Origin of the sequence: Paenibacillus sp. ACRRY (genome assembly GCF_022346995.1) — a bacterium.
Classification (GTDB): Bacteria; Bacillota; Bacilli; order Paenibacillales; family Paenibacillaceae; genus Paenibacillus.
On record NZ_JAKRNM010000003.1, the window covers coordinates 192335 to 212843 of the forward strand.

15 protein-coding genes are annotated in these 20509 nt (G+C 54.0%); 9 read left to right on the forward strand and 6 right to left on the reverse strand.

Annotation, left to right across the window (positions count from 1 at the left end):
* Positions 1–29 precede the first annotated feature (29 nt).
* A complete protein-coding gene (locus MH144_RS14450; protein WP_239301320.1) occupies positions 30–635 on the reverse strand; it encodes a hypothetical protein in 606 nt (201 codons plus the stop codon).
* A gap of 9 nt (positions 636–644) precedes the next feature.
* Positions 645–1250, reverse strand: a complete 606-nt coding sequence (locus MH144_RS14455; RefSeq protein WP_239301322.1) for a hypothetical protein — start codon at positions 1248–1250, stop codon at positions 645–647.
* A 126-nt stretch (positions 1251–1376) separates the two neighbouring features.
* Here MH144_RS14455 and MH144_RS14460 point away from each other — a divergent pair, with 126 nt between their 5' ends.
* The 5 genes from MH144_RS14460 to MH144_RS14480 all read left to right on the forward strand — a co-directional run bounded on the left by MH144_RS14460 (position 1377) and on the right by MH144_RS14480 (position 9650).
* Positions 1377–1871, forward strand: coding sequence for a DUF6385 domain-containing protein (locus MH144_RS14460; protein WP_239301324.1), 495 nt, complete (start codon positions 1377–1379; stop codon positions 1869–1871).
* 43 nt (positions 1872–1914) lie between these two features.
* Positions 1915–3423, forward strand: coding sequence for a DUF6385 domain-containing protein (locus MH144_RS14465; protein ID WP_239301326.1), 1509 nt, complete (start codon positions 1915–1917; stop codon positions 3421–3423).
* Between the two features lie 80 nt (positions 3424–3503).
* The gene (locus tag MH144_RS14470; RefSeq protein WP_239301339.1) at positions 3504–5660 is read left to right on the forward strand and encodes a glycosyltransferase; all 2157 of its coding nucleotides are present in this window, start codon (positions 3504–3506) and stop codon (positions 5658–5660) included.
* Entirely contained in the window at positions 5623–7563 is a 1941-nt protein-coding gene (locus MH144_RS14475; RefSeq protein ID WP_239301341.1) for a glycosyltransferase, read from the forward strand. Before MH144_RS14470 ends, MH144_RS14475 begins: the two co-directional genes overlap by 38 nt.
* Positions 7564–7589: 26 nt before the next feature.
* Entirely contained in the window at positions 7590–9650 is a 2061-nt protein-coding gene (locus MH144_RS14480) for a glycosyltransferase family 2 protein (protein WP_239301343.1), read from the forward strand.
* A 79-nt stretch (positions 9651–9729) separates the two neighbouring features.
* Here the strand turns inward: MH144_RS14480 and MH144_RS14485 are convergent, their stop codons facing one another.
* Genes MH144_RS14485 through MH144_RS14500 form a run of 4 tightly spaced genes read right to left on the reverse strand, consistent with a single transcriptional unit; the run spans position 9730 to position 13922 of the window.
* Positions 9730–10401, reverse strand: a complete 672-nt coding sequence (locus tag MH144_RS14485; RefSeq protein ID WP_239301345.1) for a class I SAM-dependent methyltransferase — start codon at positions 10399–10401, stop codon at positions 9730–9732.
* Positions 10398–11738: a glycosyltransferase family 4 protein gene (locus tag MH144_RS14490; RefSeq protein WP_239301347.1), complete on the reverse strand. Its 1341-nt coding sequence runs from the start codon at positions 11736–11738 to the stop codon at positions 10398–10400. Before MH144_RS14490 ends, MH144_RS14485 begins: the two co-directional genes overlap by 4 nt.
* A gap of 1 nt (position 11739) precedes the next feature.
* Positions 11740–12630, reverse strand: coding sequence for a glycosyltransferase (locus MH144_RS14495; RefSeq protein WP_239301349.1), 891 nt, complete (start codon positions 12628–12630; stop codon positions 11740–11742).
* Positions 12630–13922, reverse strand: a complete 1293-nt coding sequence (locus tag MH144_RS14500) for a hypothetical protein (protein ID WP_239301351.1) — start codon at positions 13920–13922, stop codon at positions 12630–12632. Before MH144_RS14500 ends, MH144_RS14495 begins: the two co-directional genes overlap by 1 nt.
* 386 nt (positions 13923–14308) lie before the next feature.
* Between MH144_RS14500 and MH144_RS14505 the strand changes: the two genes are divergently transcribed.
* The 4 genes from MH144_RS14505 to cydC are packed head-to-tail and all read left to right on the forward strand — an operon-like array spanning position 14309 to position 20497.
* The gene (locus tag MH144_RS14505; protein ID WP_239301353.1) at positions 14309–15724 is read left to right on the forward strand and encodes a cytochrome ubiquinol oxidase subunit I; all 1416 of its coding nucleotides are present in this window, start codon (positions 14309–14311) and stop codon (positions 15722–15724) included.
* A complete protein-coding gene (gene cydB / locus MH144_RS14510) occupies positions 15669–16724 on the forward strand; it encodes a cytochrome d ubiquinol oxidase subunit II (RefSeq protein WP_239301362.1) in 1056 nt (351 codons plus the stop codon). Before MH144_RS14505 ends, cydB begins: the two co-directional genes overlap by 56 nt.
* 1 nt (position 16725) lies before the next feature.
* Complete coding sequence (cydD, locus tag MH144_RS14515) at positions 16726–18594, forward strand: thiol reductant ABC exporter subunit CydD (protein ID WP_239301372.1); 1869 nt, start codon at positions 16726–16728, stop codon at positions 18592–18594.
* 1 nt (position 18595) lies between these two features.
* The gene (gene cydC / locus MH144_RS14520; protein ID WP_239301379.1) at positions 18596–20497 is read left to right on the forward strand and encodes a thiol reductant ABC exporter subunit CydC; all 1902 of its coding nucleotides are present in this window, start codon (positions 18596–18598) and stop codon (positions 20495–20497) included.
* The last annotated feature ends 12 nt before the right edge of the window (positions 20498–20509 follow it).

Below are 20509 nucleotides of genomic sequence, written 5' to 3' on the forward strand. Positions count from 1 at the left end.
TCTCTCTGGGATGGGATGATAGGTAGCCATTAGATCTCCCACCAGGTGAAGTAGGCCGTGGACGCCAGCAAGCCTCCAACGGATAGGGAACCGCTGACGGTCAGATTAATGGCCTGACCTGGCGGGATGACATAACTGCCAAAAACGCTGGACGAGAAGGGCCCCGCTTGCAAAGGCATCGTCATTAGAGTCGTTGCTCCGGTAGGCGCAGCGGTGGAAAATCGCACAATTGCAACACTGGTGTTGGTACTGGACAGATTGCTGTTCACGGATGGCAGCGTACTTGGCGAAGCCAGCGTTCCATTGGCACTCAGGACCATGGAACCGCTGAAGGAAGACAGGAGATTAAGTGCAACCGTAATTCCACCGGAGAGCCGCGACACGTACAGTGTTCTCCCGCTTCCCAACGGGTTGCTTAATTGAACTGTCGCGATTACGCTCCCGCCCAATAATCCAAGGGTGGTGGAGTTGGTTGTCCCCGAATTGAACAGGCTTCCTGAGTTTCCGGCATCATTCTCCGGTGGTGCAATGATACCGGGAGCTGTATACGTGTTGGTATTGGAAGTATACACGGGCTGAGTTAACGGGTTGAATACATTATGGTTGGGCACGGTGTTCACCACCCTTTCCGTCATGGTTATCTATCAGAATTCCCACCAAAATAAGTTAATGGCTGCCGTCTGATTTCCAACACCCACGCTAACGGATAACGTCTGTCCTGGCGGCACAACAATGGAACCCTCGAAGTCCATCCGGAACATACCGGCGGTCAGCGGGAGACTTAGCAGACTTGTAAACGCACCGCCTAGCGTTCCTGTATTTTGCCTGGTGGTGACCACACTGGTATTTGTACTGCCAAGCAATGTATTAACCGGGACGGGCGTGCTCGAGGCCGTAATGGTCCCCCCGGAATATACAACAAGAGTAGCAGCTGCAGTGGTGCCTCCCGAAATGCTGGAGATCCGAAGCGTCCTGCCGCTGCCAACAGCATTAATGATCTGCAGGAGAAGATTCTGGTTGTTAGGAAGCAGGGTGTTGTTCGTGGTCAATGCGAAGAAACTGCCCGCAGCAGCAGCACCACTCTCTGCCGAGGCCTCAATTCCGGGAGCGGAAAATGTATTGGTAAGTCGGGTAAACAGGGGACCATTGGATTGGTTGAACACGTTGTAGTTCGTTATCTTACCCACCTCCGATATCAATGAACTAATATTTTTGACACGCATGGCAGCGCCATATCCTTGTACTTGCATTGTATGTACATTACGGATGAAGCGTTTGGGGCAAGAACGGCAAAATCGAAAATAGCGGCAGATGCCGTGCCCGTATTTTAAGTCCGGGCATACGATGCGGAAGCACATTTTTTAAGGGGAATCGAGATGAGTCGAACAGCGAAGCGAAGCAAGAAGAGATTGAGACCAACTAAATATGTGAGCCGCCGCCGACCCCGCCGATCCTGCCGCGCTAAACTGCTGAAACCTCCTTGTTCCCGGATTACTCGTCCCCGGGTCAAGCAGGGTCGCCCCTCACGCACGATACTCCCTGGTGCTACTCACTGTTTTACAGAGCATACGTATGTCGGGGCCGAAACCAGCAGTTCCACCAGTGCTCTTCCTGCTCAGGATACATCATCGCTCAGCATGTGCACATATGGCATTGTGAACCGGGGCAAGAATCCGGCTCTTGTACAGATCCAGATTAGTCCCAATGCAGTGGATTATGCGGTGGACAGCCAGGAGGTGATTGCGGGGGGCCAAACCAAGGCCTTGGTTCCGCAACGGTTCCTTCGATACACCCGGCTTGCGATTCAATCGGTGGAACCGGATCAACCAACCAGGCTGGATGTTTACTTTCAGGCACAGCGCATGCCCTAAGGTGAAATAATATGACAGATTTCCAGGGAGGAGGACGGGGCTCATGCCTAACTTCACGACGTTTAACACGAATCCGGACAATCTGCGGACCCTGATCTTTGGTCAGGATGCTACCGGTACGGCCCAGCCCGTCAGAACAGATACAAGTGGTAATGTTGTCGGAATTATTCTGGACGGAACGATCAGTAACATCTCGGGTTTGACAACGGTCACCATTAATTCAGGTACCATCACCAACCTTCTGAATGGTACCCTTACGAGTGTACTGGGGGCCACCATTACAGCAGGTACGATTACCAGTGTGCTTGGAGCTACGGTGACGGCGGGGACCTTGACGAACTTGCTGAATGGTACGATCACGAGCGTCCTGGGAGCAACCATAACAGCCGGTACGATAACAAGTGTGCTTGGAGCCACCGTGACAGCGGGAACGCTGACGAACCTGCTTAATGGTACAATCACGAGCGTGCTTGGTGCGACCATAACAGCCGGAACCCTGACGAGTGTGCTTGGAGCCACCGTGACAGCGGGGACGCTAACGAACCTGCTCAATGGTACGCTCACCAGCGTACTTGGGGCCACCATAACGGCCGGAACCCTAACGAACCTGTTGAATGGTACAATCACGAACGTCCTGGGTGCAACGATAACAGCTGGAACCATTACCAGCGTGCTTGGGGCAACGGTCACAGCAGGGACGTTGACAAACTTGCTGAATGGTACACTTACCAGCGTACTGGGTGCCACAATTACAGCCGGAACGATCACAAGTGTACTCGGCGCAACGGTGACGGCCGGGACGCTGACTAACCTGTTAAACGGTACCATTACAAGTGTGCTAGGCGCTACAATCACCGCCGGGACCATCACCAGTGTGCTTGGTACAACGATTACAGCAGGTACAATCACCGGCATTTTGGGAGCGACGCTTACAGCAGGTACACTGACGAATCTGCTCAATGGTACAATCACGAGTGTGCTCGGTGCGACTATAACGGCCGGGACGCTGACCAACCTGCTGAACGGAACGATCACCAGTGTACTCGGTGCAACCGTAACCGCAGGCACATTAACAAACCTTCTTAATGGTACCATCACCAGCGTGCTGGGAGCCACGATTACGGCAGGAACGTTGACGAATTTGCTAAACGGAACGATTACCAGTGTACTAGGAGCCACCATCACAGCTGGAACACTTAGCAGTGTAACGTCGATTTCCCAGAAGAGCTTCCAGGAATCACAACTCATCAATACTCCCACTGCCAATACGTTTACACCTCTACCAGCGGTGACAACCAGCGTATTTGGCACATATTCCTTCTTTGTATATAACAGGGGCCCAGGGGTCAATCGTGTGGATGCACAGGTGGAAATCAGCGCCAATGGATCGAACTGGTACACGGATGTGACAACAGTAACGGGAATTCTGGCAGGCTCCGTGGATGTACTGGTTCCCCAGCGTTTCCTCAAATATACACGCCTTTCCTATCGCTCCAGCCTCATCGGTGCACCAAGTACAATCGATGTATTCTTCAATGGACAAGGCACATAACCAGATCCTCAATCATATAGGTACATGGAGTCCCATTTGATGGACTTCATGTACTTTTTTTGCGTTGGAGGTGACAGCATATGCAGAACAGGCTGCTCGGAATTCACATGATTGTTCAAAATGAGGAACAACAATTGCCCCGCTGTCTGAACAGTTTGAACTTGCCCGGCATTCAGTGGTTCATTACAGATACAGGCTCGGGAGACCGCACGCCAGAGATTGCGAGACAATTCGGGGCAACCGTACTTCATGCCCAGTGGGATAATCATTTTGCACGTGCACGCAATATTAGTCTGCCGCTGGCAGGTACCGAGTGGATTCTGTGTGTAGACGCGGATGAATGTGCCATAGATGGTCTGGAAGAGTTAATGGATTATCTGCCCACAGTCCATAAGAGCGTATCAAAGTTAAAAGTGACAATAGAGAATCGGATCGATGAAAAAACGGAAAGTCAAGTTGTCTTTCAGCCGGTACGCCTGTTTCGATCGGGTTACGGATACCGCTATGAGGGTCGTATTCATGAGCAGCTGGTGTGTGATGATACGGAGAAAGTCCGGCAGGAGTCCGATCCCTTGGCTCCGCTGCGGCTCGTTCATGATGGATACCTTGCTTCCCAAATCGCTCATGGGCATAAACCTTCGCGGAATTTTAAGCTTTTGCAACAGGAATTAAATGAGCATCCGGATCAGCCTTTTCATCTCTACAATCTAGGAGTGACGTACTGCCAGTTGGGGCAGATAGAGAAGGCCGCGGATACGTTTGCCAGTTCACTGCACCTGACGGAGTTCCGCGCGCCATATCGGCCTACACTTGTGCGCGATTATGCGAAAGTTCTTGGAGCCCTGGATCGTTATGATGAAGGCCGTGCGCTTCTGGCAGTGGAAACGCAGCATTACCCGGACTACGCTGACCTTCACTTTCTATACGGTGACTTTCTTGAACAACAAGGTCTCGAGGAACGAGCTTATCAATTCTATGCAAAAGCAGTGGATAAATCCGGAGGAGTCCACAGGGAGTCCGATTATGTAAATGAGCAAGGCACGGACACCTACAGACCCTATACCGCCATGGCGCGTCTGGCACAGAAGAGGGGCTTCCTGCAGGAGTCGGCACATCTGTACGGTCTGGCCCTGGATCACATGTCTGTATATACTCCTGCGCTGCAGGGGCTCGCAGATGTACTGCAGCAATCTGGAGAATCGGATGAGGTCATTGCAGAGGCACTACTGCTTCGCTGGAAGAAACGATTGAATTTACGGGAGCAGGACTATGCAGGAGAAGGTACAGATGAGATCAGGAATATGGCTCATACGCTTGCATCCTGCGGAGCGTACGGGCAGGCATTGGTACTGCTCCAGGATCTGGATCAGAACGTTCAGATTGACCCTGCAGTTCAGCTGCACTGGATGTTATGTGCGAGCCGATGCCCGGAAGCCGTACAACTTGCAGAACAACTGTGGGGTGAGCGTGAGGGGATTGTCGAACCAGTCCTGCCCGAGCAGCGACTGGATTGGGCAATTGCTTGTTGGGCCAGCGGATCGGGTCTTTCCCCTGCTTTTCTGGAATCATCTGAGCAGGAAGATCGGGAAGTATGGGGGACGATGGACACGTGGTTCAGAGGACAACAGGAGCAGGCGTGGAGCCCAGTGAGACAGAGTGAGGTAAGGTTGCCTGAAGCACTCCAAGCGTCTGCTCCTAACTTGATCCGGGACATTGTGCAGCGCTCTGTACAAACAGGTCAATTGACACTAGCCTGGCAGTGGTTTGAGAAGTGGGTGGATGGTTGCACGGAGAAGGACCAACGCATGGAGTTTAGCAGGTGGCTTGCAGGCATTCTTTATCGCCAAGGTTATACCCGGGCGGCCGCTGATCTCCTTATTGGCTGCATGACGGAAGGGAATCTGGACGAGGAGGGTTACTTTTATCTCGGGGAAGCGTTGTTTGCCAAGGGGCATTACGATCAGGCTGTGTCTCTATTTCAGCAGGCGCTGGAACGAGATGCAGGATCGCATCGGGCGAGAGCTGGATCTGCCATAAGTTATTTGTATTTGGCTCTTGGTGTTATTCAAAAGGAGCTGAGTCGTTCTCCCTCTAACCCAGGCCTTATAGCGGATCAGGCTGCTCTCCTTCAAAGGTTAAGGACGGCCGAAGGTATCCCTTGGCGTACAGATTGGCATGCCAGAGAGAGGAGGAACCAGCTTGCCGAGCAACCGCATTTCGCTATGCATGATCGTTAAGGATGAAGAGGAGTGGCTGACACAATGTCTGGAGAGTGTCCAGGGAGCTGTAGATGAAATAATCGTCGTGGACACTGGTTCTTCGGACCGGAGTGACGATATAGCACGGCAATACGGGGCTAGAATCGTGCCCTATGTGTGGCGTGATGATTTTGCTGCTGCACGTAATGCAGGTCTGGAGCAGGCGACAGGGGAGTGGATTCTGTTCCTGGATGCGGACGAGGCGCTGGATTCAGCAGCGCGGGAGCAGCTTCGGAGCTGGACGGCGGCCAGCACATGCGACGGATTGTTTTTGAACATTCATAACTATACAGGTACGGGTCAGCAGGGAGCTACAGTTAATCCCGTATTGCGGTTGTTCCGTAATGCACCAGAGCATCGGTTTGAAGGTCGGATTCATGAACAGATTGCAGGGGCTATTTGCCGAAAGAATCCCGATGCTGCTTTTCATGTGACAGACATGATGATCCATCATTTTGGTTATCAGACTGCGGTTGTCGAGCGCAAGGACAAGGTGAATCGAAATTTGAAATTACTGGAACAGGCTGTGGAGGAAGAGCCGGAGCAATCGTTCCATCATTATAATCTGGGCGTCGAGTACTTGCGCGTGGGGGAAGCAGAACGGGCACTTCAGACCTTTCGTGTGGCCAAGGCAGGCATCGATCCTCTTGTGACCAGTTATGCTCACTTGTTATTCAAGTATGAGGTGCGATGCCTTCAACACTTGAATCGCTGGCAGGAAGCATTGGACCACATTGAGGAAGCACTGGTGTTATTCCCGGATTATACGGATCTGCTGCATAACCGCGGAGTATGTCAAGAAGCATTGGGTCACACCGATCAGGCGGAGCATTCTTTGCGCGAAGCCATTCAGTTGGGACCGCCACCTCCTGTGTACCACACGGAAGAAGGAATGGGCACCTATCAAACCTGGTACGCCCTCGGGCGGCTGCTGGAAGGGAGGGCAGACCTTGAGGGTGCAGTCAATGCATACGTGGAAGCCGTGCGTGCCAAATCCAGCTTGCTGCCACCGCTCTACCGAATATTCCGTATTATGCGGGTTTCGGGGCAGCAAGCGGTTATCCCCGCACTGATTACCAATCGTTTCGCCCTGTCTTCCGAAGAGGCCACTCACAAGATCATTGGCATTCTGGAGCAGAGTCGTTGTTATGATGCAGCTCTGGAGATGCTGCCAAGCGCAGCTTCGAAACCTTCGAAGGAGATGAGAGAACGGCTGTCGTTTGCTGAGGCCCTGCTTCATATCGGGCAGGGGAGATGGAACAAGGCGAGGCTCAAGCTGGATACCGTTCGGCGTAAAAAAGGTGATTATGCACTCCTATCAGCTAGTTGGCTGGTGCGTGTGAATTGGCTGGAAGGGCGGGAGACAGCAGAGTCAGATCCGCTAACGATGTGGCTGAATCACTGTGTGCAATCGGGGACAGCCTGGTCCGCAGGACAAGAGAAGGCCGTTTTGCATACGAACGCCGGCACCAATGCCAATGGAAGACCTGGTGATACTGAAGCGACAACTGGGGCAGCAGCTTACGAGGGATGGCATGCCTTGGGTTTGCTCATGGAGGGATGCATACACTCAGGTAAATGGGCCGAGCTGCTTGGGCTCATTCAGATCTGCCAGCAGCTTTTGTCTGCGGAGGCCCGCTCGTCGGAAGAGATCCAGCAAGAGCAAGCTCTGAACCGGAATCGGAAATATGCGCAGGAACCTTTTGCCGGAGCTTTCGATACAGCTGCAGGAGCGGGTTGGCTGATAAAGAGTCTTATAGGTGCTGCAGATCATCATTTACAGGAGTTGGCCGGAGAACCTGCTGGGGAACGTAATCGCTACTGGCCAGTGATTCAACAACTTCGGCTGGAATTGCCGGGACCGGATGGTTTTGAGATGTGAATCGTCACCAGAAAGGAGGGTTGAGGATGCAGCACATGCGGCCTGAAATCAGCCTTTGCATGATCGTGAAGGATGAGGAGGATTACCTTAGACACTGCCTGGAGGCTATAAGTGGAGTCGTGGATGAGATGATCATTCTCGATACTGGATCAACAGATGATACGGTTCGGATTGCCTCTCTCTATGGTGCCAAGATCATTCGTGCAGAATGGAACGGGGATTTTGCTGCCGCTCGCAATCAGTCTCTTACCGCTGCAACCAAACCCTGGATTCTGGTATTGGATGCAGATGAAGTATGGGTGAAGACGGAGCAATCGAAGACAGAGCTTACCCGGTTATTATCCGGGAGCCCTGATCATGTCTGGGGATACTGGGTCAAGGTGACGAGTCTCTTGGGACGGTCTGGTGAAGAACGGGTGACCGATTCGGTGTGCCGCTTATTTCGGAACGATCCCCGGATTGCATTCAAGGGCAGGATTCATGAAGAAATCGCTTCATCCATTCTGGCTTTTGCTCCCGAAGGCGTGAGGCATTCGGAGCTGGAAGTCCTGCATTATGGCTATTTGGAAGAAACGATTGTACGCAAAAATAAAACAGAGCGGAATATGCAGTTGATTCGCTCCGCTTTGAATGGGTCAGATAACCCGCCGGAGCTGCTGTATGCGCTGGCGGCAGAGTGGTTTCAGCAAGGGGAGTACAATGAAGCGTTGCGGCTGCTGGAACCGCTGCTTGCCCGGCTTGGGCCATCCTGCGGTTATCATTCGGATCTGGTACTCAAAACAGCATACGCCTTAAGGGAAAGTGGGCGCCCGGAACGGGCGCTGGCTGTGGTACAGGCGTGGACACCAGCCTATGCTGACTTTGCTGATGTGCTGGAGCTTGGCGCGGTGCTGGAGCTGGATCTCGGTAGAGAAGAAGTAGCGCTGGATTGGTTGAAGAAGGCTCGATCCGCAGCAAAAACATCGGGGCAGTACACTTCCGTTTCAGGTGCCGGAACGTATCGAAGTCTAACACTGGAAGGCATCGCGCTTGAACGTCTGGGCCGCTGGGAAGAGGCTGAGACAGCCTACATTGCTGCACTGACGTCACAGCCCGGAAACATGGCTGCGTGGCAGCGCCTGCTGCTGTTGGCCGCAGCCACGGGGCGGCCAAACGCCATTGCGGATGCGGCAGTACGTGCACTGCCGCCGCCTGCTGCATGGCAGGCGCTTGTTCCGGCCGCGCTGGAAGCGCACCGGCCGGAGTGGCTGCTGCGCCATGCGGCGCGGCTGGGGGCTGCGCTGCGACAGCAGCCGCTTGCCACCGGACTGGCGCTGGCCCAGCTGGGGGAAGATGCTGCAGCGCGGGCATCGCTGCAGCCTTGGGCAGCGCATGCGCAGCTCGGGCCCGAGGCGTCGCTGGCGCTGTGGGCGCTCGGCTGCAAGCGCAGCGCTGGGCGCGAACTTGCACGCGCAGGCGACCACCAGCAGCTGCGCAGCCGCACAGCATGCGCGCTCCCTGCAGCCGCACATGCCGCCGATGCGCTGCTGCGCGGAGCCGCGCCGGGCCATGCAGCCGCAGGCACAGCCCCGCACAGCGCAGCGTCGGTGCCTCGCGGCACAGCAGCTGCGCCGCCGCAGGCCGTGCACGCCGCTGCGCAGGCGCTCGCACGCGTGGGCGCATGGGCTGCATGGCTGCGCCTGCTGCAGGCCCTGCCGCCCGGGGCTACGCCGGCGCTGCTCGCGGCGCTTCCGCCTGCGGCACGCTGCGGGCTGCTGCGCGCGCCCGCAAGCGTCCGTGAAGGGCTGCTGGAGCTATTCGGCTTGCCGCCGGCCATGCAGCAGCCCTTCACAGACGAAATGCCCGCCACGGCTCGTGCCACAGAGGCACTGCTGGCAGGCACGCTCGTGCTGCTCGCGGGGCGGCAGACCACAGCGCAGGAATGGGCCATGAGGGCCCGGCATATCGCGCTACAGCCTGCCGCGTCTGGCCGCCCGGCGACTGTATGTTCGCCGGGGCTGCACATGCTGCTGCGCCTGACAGCTCCCGGCGCAGCGGCAACCGAAGGTTTTGCATCCCGATGCAAGATGCTTTTTGTCCATCTCTGACGTAGTTGGCTTTCACTCACATAACCGCTAACCTTACGACTGGTGTTTCTCAGTTTCATCCTTGCTAAACGGAGATCGACTATCCTTTCCGAATGATCGCCCGGAAGCAGCGAATTGGCGTTCCATACATGTCAGACCAGATGGCATCATCGGGCTCTTCCACCACAAGCTTCCCGTCAATCGTAAGACCGGTTACGGCCATGATGGTTTCGAGTAGATCGGGCCGCATCTCCGGCACATCAAAGGTCGCGATTAATTGTCCATCCGGCTTCATGACTCTGGCGAATTCGCGAAAGGCACGCAGCATCGTGCCAGTATCCAGATGCTCCAGAACCGAAATGCAGAATATGCGGTCAAACATGCCGGAGGCATAAGGTAGCTGCGCCAGGTTCGCCCGAGCGCGATGCAGCCTGGTCAAGTAGTGTTCTGGTAAATGATGTGCAGCTTCTTCGCCGAAGTCGGAGGCTATATCCTGCCGGATCGCTTCCTCCGACAAGATGCGTTCATCCCAATCACAGGCATAAGCTTCCCGGCAGTGTTCGGCCAGCCAAAACTTGAACGGATGGGAAATGCCGCAGGCCGCATCCAGTACCACGTCGTCTTGTTGAGCGAACTGGCGGGCCCATTCATATTCGTAAGGTCTGCTCCACCATGCCGGATGCAGTGGAAATACCAGCGTATCTGTTTTGGGATCGCTTTGCCGAACATATCTGGATACAAATGTCTCATTCTGATTAGGTGTGTCCATCATCCCCGAATCCCCTCTCTCAATCCTGCATCAGCCAAGAACGTCTCCAATACCGAACTCCACTTGCGGCGCCATCCTGACAGATCGTAGGCCACGGCTGTTTCCCTGGCATATATGCCGAGGCGCTCCCGTTCCGCTCGGTCCTCCAGCAGGCGTACCAGAGCAGCAGTAAGTGCTTCATCGCCCGGGGGCACAAGCAGCCCGTTGAAACCATCCTGTATGAGATCGTTTAACCCACCCACGTTAGAGGCAACGACCGGAATGCCACAGCTCATTGCTTCCAGGCAGGCGTAGGAGGTTCCCTCCGAGAAAACTGTGGGAATCACGGCTATATCGGCCTGATGGTAGGCCTCTCGGATATCCCTGAAGTCGTACGTACGCTGCAAAATGCGATCCTGGTGCGGATGAGTGCGGTGCCAATACCGAAATACCCTGCCCACCGTGCTGCCTTCAACCAGTTCTCCGGCAAATTCAATCTCCAGATCCGGATAGGCACCCAGCAGCCGATCTGCCGCAAGCATCATGGGTATAATGCCTCGTTCCATACTGATCCGGCGCGGATACAGAATTCTCAGAGGACGCGCGACCTGTGATGACAGAGCAGTACTGTCGATGCTGACAGCAGAATCAGCGATCTTGTTTGCCTGATCGGAATTGTCAGCGTTATCAAGCAGAATAGCTTCTTTTGCATTCAACCCCGAGATGACGACCCCGGCTTCTTCCTCCTGGCTGGCGAGGTCTTCCTTCCATGCAGACAGCCATTCCGCTTCCTGTTCCTTTCCGAACCTCGGTCTGGGGGGAGCAGGAGTGAAATAGGAGGTATCCACAGCATTGGGAATAAGGACAACCTGCTGGGGATCATCGAACGTGCATGCCGCCCGGCAAAAGGTCTGAAAATGGGAGTCCACCGATACGATGCGCACCAGTCCATCCAGCGCCATTTGGATGTGCTCAGCCACCTGCTGCTTGGTCTCCAGCGGCAATCCGGGGCGATCCCAGTTAATGCCGTGGCAGATGCCCAGACTGCCGGGTTTGTAGCTGATGGGCTGCCAAAGACAACTGGCATAGATGACAGGGCCGCGAGCTGCCGCTGCCATCCGGGCAAAGGCTTCAGGCACATCATCCATATCGTAGGCGTATCCGAATACATCAATCTGCTCCGTACGTGTCTGAAATGCTTCATAATAAGACAACTGATGCACTTCAGGATTATGCCCCAGTTCGCGGATCACACTGCACAGATCCAGAATATAACGTTCAATCCCCCCTCCGAATACCCGTCCGAACTCCCGGTTGTATCCATCTGTGAAGCTGTGTGTCAAAATGCTGACCACACCCATCTCAATGCTCCTCCTTCCAGGGAACAAGCCGAGGTTCCGGGTCGAGGATGGATTCGTAATGTTCCAGACTGCCCCACTCGCCGCTGGGATCAATGCGTTTGTAACGCAGATACTTGCGAACGCGGTCTTCGAGGCTGCCCGCCCACCCTAGATGCTGTACTTTTAATTCCGTGCGAATGCCAGGCAATACCGAACAGGACAAGGGGAGACGGGGAATATGATGGTTCTGCTGTGGGTAAAAGTAGGGATATTCCGGCATATATCGGACAAGTGATGCCGTATGCCGTCTGTGCAAGCCCCAAAGTTCGTCGTCCCGGTAGTGGGTCCGTCCACCCCACATATCGTAGAATCGGAATGCAACCCAGTCCGCATGGTCCTGGTTGATCAGATTGCGTATCGCTTCCTTGGCCTCCGTGCTGTACAGTTCATCCGCATCGACGGAAAGCAGCCAGTCCGGTGAAGTACTTACAGCCGCTTGCCATAACGCATTGCGGAGCCGCCATTCCTCTGCAAATAGAGGCTTCTCCAGGATCTCGAGCCGAACCACTTTTGGATAGGACCTGCATATGTCTGGTGTTCCATCGGTACTCGCATCATCCACGATAACGATCTCATCCACGAATTCACTCAGATCACGGAGGACTTCATCAAGATATCGTCCGCGTTCGTTACGGACCTGCAGCATGGCGGTCAGTTTATTTCCCTGACTTTTGCGGACCCGGCGGATGGAAGAAGATGCGGGGAGTGAACGCTCACTGTCCACATCATTGCTCTTCAAGTCCATCTGATGGCCCGCCAATGTTTCGGACGAGGAGGGGGGAACTTCAGTCCGATTGTCTGGCTGCATGCCCAGCCCCCGATTATGCTGCGTACGCTTCTTCGGGTCCAGCATCACGGCACCTCCCCAAGCAGTTGCTGTACAGCGTTATCCAGCAATTCCATCTCCACAATCCGGGCAAGGGCTTCCTCATTCTCCATCGCGGCTTGAAGAAATTGCCTTACTGCCCCGTGACGATCTCCCCGCAGGGCCATTGCGGTGCCCGATAACTCCTGATAATCCCTGCGGCTGGAATAATCCTGAATATCTGCCGCATGGACCAGAGCCAGAGCATCCTCCACACATCCGGTCTCCTGATAAATCCGGAACTTCCAATGCCGGGCGGTTTCTCCTCCAAGCGCGTCCAATATGCCCAGCGCAGCTCCGTAGTCATCGTTTAACCGCAGCAGCTCTGCCTGCACAAGCAGGTTCTCTCCTGCCTCCAGCCAGCGGCACAGCTGTTCATAGTGATGCCGTTCCTGTTCGCTGCCTGCACTGATTCCGTAGACTTGAATCGCAGATTCGACTTCTCCTGCTTTGGCATGAATGGCCGATAGAAACCGATAGTGTGATTGCACACAATCACTTCGTCCGTTCATGATCGCGTGTGTAAAGGCTTCCTTGAGGGATGCTGCCGCACGGGAGTCATCCAGCAAATATTCATAGGCTGCCAGCAAAAAGGAGATGGTCTCATGCGGCCCCGTTTTGGAACGGAGCTGGCGGTAATAGTCTGCACGCATGCTGCATTGAAGTGGAGTAATGGTGTCCGGTGCTTCTGCAACGGTTTGCCTAAGGGCATGAAGAAACAATAATTCATAATCTCTTAGTGGAATTTCGAGATCATCCTTGTGTATGGAGCCAGCCGGAGCCTTGTCTTCACCCCCCAGCCAGACCGCGCGGACGCCCTGAAAGACCAGCTTCATGTACCGCGTTTCCGAAGACGTGCCGATCAGATCGGCAGCACCGACCAGTCTGGATATACAACCTTCCCACAGCGGAGAGTCTGCCTCATCGCCTGCCGGTTCGGGAAGCAGCACAATGCTGATCTTCGGATGGAGCGATTGAACTGCTGTAAGCCAGTAGGGGTGTGCGATAACAGCAGCGGTGCGCTTCTGCTGCAGCAGAAGCTCTGCTTCCGGCAGGGTGACTACTGAGATGGCCGAGGGCATCTCTTCAGAACGTTCCTGGCTGCTTACATATAAGACCTCTCCCTCTGCCGCGAGCAGAGCTGCAATGTCCGGATAAGGAAAAGAGGACCATCCCCCTTTGCGGGGAAAAAGAATGTACCGAGTGGGAGGGAGTTCCCTGCTATCCTCATTTGACGCTCTTTCCCCGCCTATCTCCGGTATCGATTCGGGCTTATCCATAGGTCATCACCTCACTTTGACTGCATTCAAACAATTCGCCCCCGCTTCCGGAGGTGTTCCATCGCTCCACATCATATGTACAGCCCTTAAGGCATTTCGCATGATATGTCTGACACTAGCATATGGGCATTATGTGCCAAACATGAGCAACTTCCCTGAATAGACGAAGCATATTAGCCAGCAGATTAGGCTGAATTTTATCTAATGTGTGACCATCGTCACATTTTTTTCGCAATTCCGACGTAGATTGTGATAATTGTCACATGTACAAAATAGGCAATCTGGCACAATACGTTCATCACGTATTTGGCGGACAGACAGCGAAGGTGCAGCTTCCATGCCAAATGCAAATCACTGCGATGTAAACAGAAAGAAGGGGTAACGGTATGGATCCGATTATGTTATCGCGTATCCAATATGCACTTACAACAATCTTCCATTTCTTTTTTGTACCGCTGTCCATCGGTCTTGTACTGCTGGTAGCCATTATGGAGACGTTGTACGTAGTCAAGGGCAAGGAGATTTACAAAACGATGGCCAAGTTCTGGGGCAAGCTGTTCCTGATTAACTTTGCCGTCGGGGTCGTAACAGGTATTCTGCAGGAGTTTCAGTTCGGCATGAACTGGTCCGAGTATTCACGCTTTGTCGGGGATGTGTTCGGGGCGCCACTGGCGGTTGAAGCCTTACTGGCGTTTTTTATGGAGTCTACATTTATCGGGCTCTGGATTTTCGGATGGGACCGGTTATCCAAAAAAGTGCATCTGGCCTGTATCTGGCTCGTATTTGTCGGAACATTCCTGTCCGCACTGTGGATACTGGCAGCCAATTCATTCATGCAGCATCCGGTTGGTTTCGAGATTAACAACGGCCGTGCCGAGATGAATGATTTCCTGGCTCTGCTTACCAATGGTCAGCTGCTCGTCGAGTTTCCGCATACGATCTTTGGCGCATTGATGACGGGTGCCTTCGTGGTAACGGGCATCAGTGCGTACAAATTGATGAAAAAGCAGGATGTGGAGATTTTCCGCAAATCGTTTAACATTGCCATCATTATTGGTCTTGTTTCCTCATTCGGTGTAGCGTTCTCCGGGCACTTCCAGGCGCAATATCTGGTGGAAACGCAGCCGATGAAGATGGCAGCCAGCGAAGGGACATGGACAACAACGGAAGATCCTGCGCCATGGACAGTCGTCGCATTTATCGATCCGGACAAACAGGAGAACTCCGGTGAGATCAAGATTCCCGGATTGCTCAGTTATTTGTCCTACAGTAAATTTTCCGGCAGTGTCCAAGGCATGAAGGAACTAAATGCCGAGTATCAGCAGACTTATGGGCCAGGGGACTACATTCCGCCAGTACGGACGACGTTCTGGAGCTTCCGCATCATGATTGCTGCAGGTGGTTTAATGATTGTACTCGCCCTGTATGGTACATTTCTGGCGCTGCGCAAAAAGCTGGAGGTAGCTGGAACGTGGTTTATGCGCCTGATGGTTTTTGCCATTTCTCTACCGTTTATCGCCAATACGTCGGGCTGGATTATGACGGAGGTGGGGCGGCAGCCTTGGACGGTATTCGGATATATGACGACCGAAGCGAGTGTATCGCCTAATGTAAGCGCAGGCCAGATTCTGTTCTCTACCATTGCTTTTACGGCGGCTTATACGGTTCTGGGCATTGTCATGGTCTACCTGTTCGTTCGGGAGATCAAGGCAGGTCCACACGCAGTAGAAAAGCCGGAGGAACATGATGAATCGGCCGATCCGTTCGGCATGGATGGGGGGTATTCCGTTGTCACTAAGTGAGCTTTGGTTTCTGCTGATCGCTGTATTGTTTGTCGGTTTTTTCTTTTTGGAAGGCTTTGATTTTGGTGTGGGAATGTCCACAGGCCTGATTGCCAAATCGGATCGTGAACGTCGTACCTTGATCAACTCCATCGGTCCGTTCTGGGATGGAAACGAGGTTTGGCTGATTACGGCAGGCGGCGCAATGTTCGCTGCTTTTCCGCATTGGTATGCCACCTTGTTCAGTGGTTTTTACCTGCCGCTTGTGGTTGTATTACTAGCATTGATCGGCCGTGGAGTCGCTTTTGAATTCCGGAGCAAGATGAAGCAGCAGCGCTGGCGCAAAACATGGGATATCATCATCGTGGTATCAAGCAGCCTCCTGCCATTTCTGTTCGGAGTCGTCTTTGCCACGCTGATGAAGGGTCTGCCCATTGATGGGGAGATGCAGATGCGTGCGGGATTCCTGGATATCGTCAATCCATATACCGTCGTTGGCGGTCTGAGTGTAACCTTGCTGTGTCTCGTTCATGGGTTACTGTTCGCTTCGTTGCGGACCGTTGGTGATCTCAGGGAACGGGCGTTGAATATGGCAAATCAACTAATGCTGCCGCTGGCCGCCATTCTTGCGGTGTATGCGGTGATGACCTATTTCATGACAGATGTGTTCGCCGTTCGCGGCTGGGCGCTCTGGATCATGGTGGTCCTTGGCGCTGTCTCATTGGGGCTTGCTGCTTACTTCGTGCGGCATAAGCGTGAGGGCTGGGCTTTTGGCATGACCGGAGCTGTTATTGCCATCGCGTTTGCCTCTGTATTCATTGGCCTGTTTCCAAGAGTTATGGTCAGTTCCTTCGGCTCAGCGTTCGACCTGACCGTCTATAATGCGGCTTCCGGTGCATATTCACTGAAAGTGATGACGATTGTAGCCTGCACGCTGCTTCCTTTTGTCCTCGGATATCAGATCTGGAGTTATTACATTTTCCGCAAACGTCTGAACGAGCAGCATCATCTGGAGTACTGACATGGGACGGGGATTGCTGAAGCTGCCGGGGATCCGGCCTGTACTGGCGCTGGCTTCAGCGCTGGTGCTGCTGCAGGCGATGACGATCATTATGCAGGCCAAATGGCTTGCCGAGGCGATAACGGCGTTGTTCGAAGGGTCATCCATCGCAGAGCAGTACCCTGTACTGCTGCTGTTCCTGGCTGCCTTTGCTGCCCGGTATGCGATTGCCTTCTGGTTGCAGCTGGTGGCCTTACGATATGCAGAGAAAACGGGAACAGACCTGCGCAGGCAAATGATAGAGCAGTGGTTCAGGCTTGGCCCGCGTTTTGCCAAAACGGAAGGAACAGGGCATCTGGTCACGTTGGCACGCGAAGGAACAGCCCAGTATAAGACGTATCTGGAGCTTTTTATCCCCCGCATGTTGGGCATGGGGTTTACTCCCATCGTTATTCTCTTGTATGTGTTCAAGCTGGATATCATGTCCGGTGTTATTTTGACGGTGACCCTTCCCATATTGATTGTGTTCATGATTCTGGTCGGTCTTGCCGCACAGCGCAAGATTGATGGACAATTCAAGTCATACAAGGCACTGGCCAATCACTTTGTAGATACGCTTCGCGGACTCGAAACGCTAAAAACGCTGGGCCAGAGCGGCAAGCATACGGATACGATTATTCGAGTCAGCCAGCGCTACCGAAAAGCAACGATGTCTACGCTGCGCATGGCCTTTTTGTCTTCCTTCGCGCTGGACTTCTTCACCATGCTCTCGGTTGCCTCAGTCGCAGTTGGTCTCGGCTTGCGGTTAACGGAGGGGCAGATGCTGCTCGGTCCGGCGCTGACGGTACTTATTCTGGCACCGGAGTATTTCCTGCCTGTACGTATGGTGGGTGCAGATTATCACGCCACATTGGATGGCAAGGAAGCCGGAGAAGCAATTGTTCAGATGATTGAGCGGGGGAAGGCAGCTGAACAGAGACAGTGGGAGGCATATACCACTACTGTTCTTCAGACGCAGGCAGGGACGGACGGAAAGAGTCCTGTAGAGCAGTCTTCTTCCGACCGTAAACATCCCTCGACCATACGTGTTGTATTGCGTGATGATGGCACTACCGGACAAGTGTCTTCAGATTCATCGAAGCTGCTCTGGAACAAGGGCAGCCGGCTGGCGCTTACCGATATCCAAGTGCGTCATGAAGAGGACGGGGCCAACTCGCTGGAGGATGTCACCTTTCAGATTTCCGGTATGATCAAGGTTGGTATCATCGGTGCAAGCGGTGCAGGGAAGTCAACGTTGATCGACGTACTGGCTGGTTTTCAACTGCCCACTTCAGGACGAGTGTTGGTGAACGGTCAGCCCGTGTCCCCGGAGATGATGGAATCCTGGAGAACACAAACGGCTGCCATCCCGCAGCATCCGTATATATTCAGTGGGACCCTTGCTGATAACGTCCGCTTTTATATGCCGGAAGCATTGGATGCGGAGGTCGCAGAGGCAGTTAACGCAGCAGGCTTGAACCAGCTGGTCTCTTCCTTGCCCAATGGACTGTATGAGCGAATTGGAGCCGGTGGTAGACAGCTCAGCGGTGGGCAGGAGCAACGGGTAGCCTTGGCCAGGGCCTTGCTCAGTGCACGGCCGGTACTGCTACTGGACGAGCCAACCGCACATCTGGATGTAGAGACCGAGTATGAGCTGAAACAGACGATGCTGCCGTGTTTTGAAGACAAACTGGTATTTTTGGCTACGCATCGCCTGCACTGGATGACGCATATGGATCGCATCATCGTGATGGACGGCGGGACGGTTGCCGAGACGGGAACACATGAAGAGTTACTTGCAAGACAGGGCGTATATTACCAGATGATTCGGGCCCAGATGGAGGCGGTATAACATGGAAGCTGAACATGAGCAGATAGAAACGGCCCGTAACGGGCGTGTGAAGAGCAGCTGGATTTCTCCTTACGTGGTACAGTACCGCTGGAGATTTGCCGGAGTTATTGCACTGGGAACATGTGCTGCATGCTGTGCCGTGCTGCTGCTCTTTACTTCAGGGTTCCTGATCTCCAAGTCTGCGCTCCGTCCTGAAAACATTCTGATGGTATATGTACCGATTGTGGGTGTTCGTGCGTTCGGAATTTTCCGCGCGGTGTTTCGGTATGTCGAGCGTCTGGCTGGTCATGATGCTGTACTGCGTGTACTTGCAGATCAACGGGTGAAGCTGTATCGGATCTTAGAGCCCCAAGCCCTGTTTCTACGCTCACGGATGCAAACGGGGGATGTGCTCGGTGCACTTGCAGAGGATGTCGAGCGGCTGCAGGATATTTATCTGCGTACGGTCTTTCCAGCCAGCACGGCACTGATTCTGTACGGTGCAGCAGTTATTTCTTTTGGTACCGTGGATTTGGGTTTTGCATTGGGGATGGGGCTGTACCTGTTATTCCTTATTGGGTTGCTGCCAGCCATTACGTTAAAGATTACATGGAAACAACAAGTGCGGTTGAAAAAGGAGAACAGCCACCTATATACGCGTCTTACCGACGGTGTACTTGGCCTTGGAGACTGGCTGGCAAGTGGCCGGGCGGCGGAGTTCGTTCGTTATCAGGAGGAGGGGGAGGAACGGGCAGATTCCGTTCGGCGCAGCCTGCGAAGATGGACGCGCTGGCGTGATCTGATTGCACAATGTGTCATTGGACTGATGGTGGTGTCCGTGACATTGTGGGCAGGAAGCGAGGTTGCCGCAGGACAGCTGCCCGCCGTTATGATCGCGGCATTTGTATTGGTTCTGTTCCCACTCACGGAAGCTTTACTGCCAGTATCCGATGCGGTGGAGCGTATCCCCCAGTACCGTGAATCACTGGATCGATTGCAGCATCTGGAGGGTAAGGGACATACTTCAGGTGCCACGTCAGGCAGTGATGGAACGGTGCAGGCGGCTGAAGCGCCTTCTGTGTCAGCGGAGATGACGAATCATTCACGGGATCAACGCATTCGTCTGCGTATTCCTCCGAATCTGAGAGCGGATATTCGAATGGATCATGTAAGTTACCGCTATGCTTCGGAAGATTCCTATGCGGTGCAGGGTGTATCTCTCCATCTGCCCCAGGGCAAACGGTTAGCGATTCTCGGGCGCAGTGGTGGAGGCAAATCCACACTGCTCAAACTGATTCAGGGTGCTCTGCTCCCTTCAGCCGGGGAAGTTCTGATCAATGATCAGCCTGTGCAGATGCTGGGGGAGGATGTACCTGATGTGATTGCGGTGTTAAATCAGCATCCGCATCTTTTCGATACGACGGTCGCGAACAATCTGAGGATTGGCCGTCCACGCGCAACGGATGAGGAGATCAGACGTGTGGCCGAACAAGTCGGTTTGTCCGGCCTTATCGAATCTCTGCCGCAGGGGTACAATACCCCGATGCTGGAGACGGGCATGCGTTTTTCGGGTGGCGAACGACAGCGGATCGCCCTGGCCAGGGTACTGCTGCGGGAGACACCTGTCGTCATCTTCGATGAACCTACAGTGGGACTTGATCCTGTGACGGAACGCGCACTGATGCGCACCATTCTGGACAGCATGCAGGGCAAAACGATGATCTGGGTTACCCATCATCTCATTGGTGCTGAACAGATGGACGAGGTCATTTTTATGGAAAATGGACAGATTGCCATGCAGGGTTCTCATGAACAACTGCTGGCTCGGGAAGAGCGCTATCGTCGCCTCGTCGAACTTGACCGGCCAGGATGGACAGATTGGCAGAATCCGGGGCTCCCCTTGCCGCCGGCAGCTTCCAGGTAAGTGTTGTGGGCT

Bases quoted from the DNA above. Each gene is read 5' to 3' on its own strand.
- MH144_RS14450 (WP_239301320.1), bottom strand. From the start codon at position 635: ATGACGGAAAGGGTGGTGAACACCGTGCCCAACCATAATGTATTCAAC.
- MH144_RS14455 (WP_239301322.1), bottom strand. From the start codon at position 1,250: ATGCAAGTACAAGGATATGGCGCTGCCATGCGTGTCAAAAATATTAGT.
- MH144_RS14460 (WP_239301324.1), top strand. From the start codon at position 1,377: ATGAGTCGAACAGCGAAGCGAAGCAAGAAGAGATTGAGACCAACTAAA.
- MH144_RS14465 (WP_239301326.1), top strand. From the start codon at position 1,915: ATGCCTAACTTCACGACGTTTAACACGAATCCGGACAATCTGCGGACC.
- MH144_RS14470 (WP_239301339.1), top strand. From the start codon at position 3,504: ATGCAGAACAGGCTGCTCGGAATTCACATGATTGTTCAAAATGAGGAA.
- MH144_RS14480 (WP_239301343.1), top strand. From the start codon at position 7,590: ATGCAGCACATGCGGCCTGAAATCAGCCTTTGCATGATCGTGAAGGAT.
- MH144_RS14485 (WP_239301345.1), bottom strand. From the start codon at position 10,401: ATGATGGACACACCTAATCAGAATGAGACATTTGTATCCAGATATGTT.
- MH144_RS14490 (WP_239301347.1), bottom strand. From the start codon at position 11,738: ATGGGTGTGGTCAGCATTTTGACACACAGCTTCACAGATGGATACAAC.
- MH144_RS14495 (WP_239301349.1), bottom strand. From the start codon at position 12,630: ATGCTGGACCCGAAGAAGCGTACGCAGCATAATCGGGGGCTGGGCATG.
- MH144_RS14500 (WP_239301351.1), bottom strand. From the start codon at position 13,922: ATGGATAAGCCCGAATCGATACCGGAGATAGGCGGGGAAAGAGCGTCA.
- MH144_RS14505 (WP_239301353.1), top strand. From the start codon at position 14,309: ATGGATCCGATTATGTTATCGCGTATCCAATATGCACTTACAACAATC.
- cydB (WP_239301362.1), top strand. From the start codon at position 15,669: ATGAATCGGCCGATCCGTTCGGCATGGATGGGGGGTATTCCGTTGTCA.
- cydD (WP_239301372.1), top strand. From the start codon at position 16,726: ATGGGACGGGGATTGCTGAAGCTGCCGGGGATCCGGCCTGTACTGGCG.
- cydC (WP_239301379.1), top strand. From the start codon at position 18,596: ATGGAAGCTGAACATGAGCAGATAGAAACGGCCCGTAACGGGCGTGTG.